This window comes from Bradyrhizobium sp. SUTN9-2, assembly GCF_003122645.1.
Taxonomy (GTDB): Bacteria; Pseudomonadota; Alphaproteobacteria; order Rhizobiales; family Xanthobacteraceae; genus Bradyrhizobium; species Bradyrhizobium yuanmingense.
Genome location: NZ_LAXE01000001.1, coordinates 2090157 through 2094598, shown reverse-complemented (window position 1 = coordinate 2094598; position 4442 = coordinate 2090157). Strand labels below are relative to the sequence as shown.

General features: G+C 66.2%; 4 protein-coding genes and 1 pseudogene. 2 read left to right on the top strand and 3 right to left on the bottom strand.

Annotated elements, in window-relative coordinates; genetic code table 11:
* Together XF30_RS39105 and XF30_RS09865 are read right to left on the bottom strand one after the other, a co-directional pair.
* Nucleotides 1–295 (bottom strand): annotated as a pseudogene (locus tag XF30_RS39105) (hypothetical protein); the annotation flags it as partial.
* Between the two features lie 37 nt (nt 296–332).
* Entirely contained in the window at nt 333–1625 is a 1293-nt protein-coding gene (locus XF30_RS09865) for an adenylosuccinate synthase (RefSeq protein ID WP_109142544.1), read from the bottom strand.
* A gap of 423 nt (nt 1626–2048) precedes the next feature.
* Here XF30_RS09865 and XF30_RS09860 point away from each other — a divergent pair, with 423 nt between their 5' ends.
* Entirely contained in the window at nt 2049–2981 is a 933-nt protein-coding gene (locus XF30_RS09860) for a DMT family transporter (protein WP_109142543.1), read from the top strand.
* A gap of 194 nt (nt 2982–3175) precedes the next feature.
* Here the strand turns inward: XF30_RS09860 and XF30_RS09855 are convergent, their stop codons facing one another.
* Complete coding sequence (locus tag XF30_RS09855; RefSeq protein ID WP_192893391.1) at nt 3176–3565, bottom strand: DUF1330 domain-containing protein; 390 nt, start codon at nt 3563–3565, stop codon at nt 3176–3178.
* A 104-nt stretch (nt 3566–3669) separates the two neighbouring features.
* Between XF30_RS09855 and XF30_RS09850 the strand changes: the two genes are divergently transcribed.
* On the top strand, nt 3670–4442 hold a 773-nt coding region (locus XF30_RS09850), incomplete at its 3' end, for a DMT family transporter (protein ID WP_109145634.1).

Sequence of the window (4442 nt, the reverse complement as noted above, 5' to 3'; positions counted from 1 at the left end):
CACGGGTGCTGGCGCGGCGGAAGGCATCGCCGCTCGAGCCGGAGCGGGCGGCGCCACCGGGACGCGAGGCCTCGCGCGCCCGCTGGGCCGCCTCCGATTCGACCTTGCGGACGGCCTCCTCCAGCGACAGCCGTTCCCGCGTGATCTCGGATTCGGAGAGCGGCGGCTGCACGCTGCGCAGTTGCGCGATCAGGGCCGTGCGCGCCCGCTCATAGAGCGCGCGACGGCTTTCGCCGGGAGCGTTGGGGTCCAGGGCGGCAATAGCGCGGGCGATCAGCGGATAGTAATCAGCCATTTCTACTCAACTATACGCGCGTCCCGGTAAGATATCGTTAAGCCTCAAACGGATTTTGCACCAGGATAGTATCCTCGCGTTCCGGGCTGGTGGAAAGCAGCGCGACCGGACATCCCACCAATTCCTCGATCCGCCGGACATATTTGATGGCCTGCGCCGGCAGGTCGGCCCAGGACCGCGCGTTGGCGGTCGGCTCCTTCCAGCCCTCGATGGTCTCGTAGATCGGCTCGACCCGGGTTTGCGCGCCCTCGCCGGCCGGGAAATGGTCGATCTCCTTGCCGTCGAGCCTGTAGCCGGTGCAGACCTCGATCGAATCGAATCCGTCGAGGATGTCGAGCTTGGTCAGCGCCAGGCCATTGATGCCGCAGGTTCGGACCGCCTGGCGGACCAGCACGGCGTCGAACCAGCCGCAGCGGCGCGGGCGGCCGGTATTGGTGCCGAACTCGCGGCCGCGCTCGCCGATCTTGCGGCCGATCTCGTTGTCCTGCTCGGTCGGGAACGGGCCCTGGCCGACGCGGGTGGTGTAGGCCTTGCACAGGCCGAGCACGTAGCCGACCGCGCCCGGCCCTAGGCCGGCACCGGTCGCGGCCTGGGCCGCCACCGTGTTGGACGAGGTGACGTAGGGATAGGTGCCGTGGTCGACGTCGAGCAGCGCGCCTTGCGCGCCCTCGAACAGCATGCGCTTGCCGGCGCGCCGCTCGATATCGAGCAGCCGCCAGACCGTCTCGGCGTAGGGCAGCAGCTGCGGCGCCATGGCCATCAGCTCCTTCAGGATCACGGCGCCGTCGAATTCCGGCAGGTTGAGGCCGCGGCGCAGCGCGTTGTGGTGCGCCAGCAGACGGTCGATCTTGTGCGGCAGCGTCTGATGATCGGCAAGATCCATCAGGCGGATGGCGCGGCGGCCGACCTTGTCTTCATAGGCCGGGCCGATGCCGCGGCGGGTGGTGCCGATCGCGGTGGCGGCGCTGGCGGATTCGCGGTGCGCGTCGAGCTCGCGGTGCAGCGGCAGGATCAACGTGACGTTTTCGGCGACACGCAGGTTGTCGGGGCTGACATCGACGCCCTGCGACCTGAGCCTGGCGACCTCGTCGAGGAAGGCAGCGGGATCGAACACCACGCCGTTGCCGATCACCGAGAGCTTGCCCCCGCGCAGCACGCCGGAGGGCAGGAGCGCGAGCTTGTAGGTCTTGCCGTTGATCACCAGCGTGTGGCCGGCATTGTGGCCGCCCTGGAAGCGGACGACGATATCCGCCTGCTCCGACAACCAGTCGACTATCTTGCCCTTCCCTTCGTCGCCCCACTGGGCGCCGACGACGACAACATTGGCCATTCGCGGGTAATCCTGTTCAATCTGTCTCTAGAAGGCATGATCCTCGCGGAAAACCGGTGCCCACTTTTCCGGGATCACGCCTGCGCCCAGCCCAATCGGCAGCCGGAGCCGCCCGCACGCAAGGCAGCCAACCGGATAAAGGAAGCAGCCCTTCTAGGCAAGCAAGAACGGGGCTTTTTCGGGGTCCAACGTCCGGCCCAAGCCCTTGATATCCGCGGAAAATCCCGAACCCTGGCGGACCGGCGCAGCAGCTTCGACCAAAGCCTGAGAGGCCGCCTTCGCCGCCAGCATGGTCGCGATGCGCCCGCCGGCGTTGATGCAACCTGGTTTTCCGTGTCTTTGGACCTGCCGGGTGATCAGCCGGCCCGGACCTCGCCGGGCCGGAAGCCTCGGCGTACTCGACGCGGGGCTTCAACAATCACAATGTCCGCCACCGGCCAGACCACGCGCGCGGAAACATCCGGCCACAGCTGGATCGCCAACCAGCCTTATCTGCTGCTCAGCATCACCGCGCTGTGCTGGGCCGGCAACGCCATCGTCGGGCGGCTCGCTGCCGGCCACATTCCGCCGGTGACGCTGTCGTTCCTGCGCTGGTTCTTTGCCTTCCTGCTGGTGCTGCCGTTCGCCTTCAAGCACCTCGTGCAGGACTGGCCGGCGATCCGCGGCAAGCTCGGCCTGATGGTCACGCTCTCGGTCACCGGCATCGGCGCCTTCAACACGCTGCAATATTGGGCGCTGGAGCACACCCAGGCGCTCAACACGCTGCTGCTGCAGTCGGCCGCGCCGCTGCTGGTGGCGTTGTGGTCGCTGGTCATCCTCGGCATTCGTCTCACCGCCGCGCAGGCCTTCGGCGTGCTGCTGTCGATGTGCGGCGTGCTGACCATCCTGCTGCACGGCGATTTCACCACGCTGTCGAGCATCGACTTCAACAAGGGCGACCTGATCTTCCTGCTCGCGCTCCTGATCTTCGCGCTCTATTCGGTGCTGTCACTGAGGCGGCCGCCGATGCACGGCCTCTCGTTCCTCGCCTTCACCTTCGGCTGCGGCGCCGCCTGTCTCATTCCGCTGGAGATCTGGGAACTGTCCGCTCGCCCGGTGATGAAGCTCGACGGGCCGAACCTCCTGACGCTGTTCTACGTCGCCGTCTTTCCCTCGACGCTCGCCTATCTCTGCTTCAATCGCGGCGTGCGCCTGATCGGCGCCAACCGCGCCGCACCGTTCTTCCACGTCGTGCCGGTGTTCGGCTCGATCATGGCGATGGCGTTTCTGGGCGAGCACCCGCAGGCGTTCCACTTCATCGGTTTCGCATTGGTGCTGGCGGGCGTGTTCGCGGCGTCGCGAAAGCAGGCAAGTTAGGCGGCTTCATCGAAGCGCTCGCTGCACTTCCCTTCTCCCCTTGTGGGAGAAGGTGGCGCGAAGCGCCGGATGAGGGGTTGTCTCCGCGCATTCAATTGGGAGTGGACTCGCGGAGAGAGACCCCTCACCCGTCTCGCCGCTACGCGGCGAGCCACCCTCTCCCACAAGGGGAGAGGGGAAAAGTGCACGCGCTGCTACTTCGTCTTGAACTTGCTGTACGCCTCGCTCGTCGCAATGATCACGTGCTCGGCGCAGCCGTTGACGCGATGCGGATCGGCTTCGCGCTCGTAGGCTTGCGAGGTCATCATGTCGAGAAAGGCCGAGACGGACGGGTAATGGACCAGCGCGACGAAGTCCCAATCGTTGCCCGCGTGCGGACCGAGTGCGACCGCCTTGCCTTCACCGGTCCAGAGCAGTGTGCCGCCGCGCGCCTTGATCATCGGCACCGTGATCGCGCTGTAGCGCAAGTATGCGTCCCAGCCCGACCCGTCGCCATCGAGCGAGCGCGCGTGGAAGCGCATCAGGTTCAGCATCACCACCGGCGCATTCGGATCGAGCCGCTCCAGGCCCTCGATGTTCAACATATTGACCGCCAATGGCACCTCCTTAGGGCTCGGCTGCATTGTAGCATTGCGGCGCTGTGACTTGTGCCATCGCGGCAATCGGGCGCAAGTTGTATCCAACGCCCATGACGACCGCTTCGCCCGCGCCACCGGCCGCCAATCCGGCCAGCTGGCTCAACAACCAGCCTTATCTGCTGCTCAGCCTTAGCTCGCTGTTCTGGGCCGGCAACATCGTGCTCGCGCGCCATGTCGGGGCGCATGTGCCGCCGCTGACGATCACCACGATCCGCTGGTTCGGCGTGTTCCTGATCCTGTTGCCGTTCGCCTGGCCGCATCTGAAGCGCGACTGGCCTGCGTTGCGCAAGAGCATGCCCCTGATGCTGTTCCTGTCGCTGGTCGGCTTTGCCTTCAACAACGCGATCTCGTACTGGGCGCTGCAATACACCGAGGCGCTGAATGCGCTGCTGATCCAGTCGGCGGGTCCGCTGTTCGTGGCGCTGTGGTCGCTGGTGCTGTTCGGCGTGCGGCTGACCGGCGCGCAGCTCGGCGGCATCGCGATCTCGCTGCTCGGCGTGCTGATCATCATCCTGCGCGGCGACCTCGCGGCGCTGGCAAGCATCAGCTTCAACAGAGGCGACATCATGTTCGCCTCCTCGCTGGTGGCGTTCGGGCTCTACTCGGCCTTCATCCCGCGCCGGCCGAAGATCCACCAGCTCTCCTTCCTGTCCTTCACCACCTGCTGCGGCGCGACGATGCTGCTGCCGACGGCGATCTGGGAGGCGGCGAGCGGCCGCGTGCTGCAATTCGACGCGACCACGCTGGCGACACTGGGCTACATCCTGATCTTCCCCTCCACACTCGCCTATCTCTTCTTCAACCGCGGCGTGGCGCTGATCGG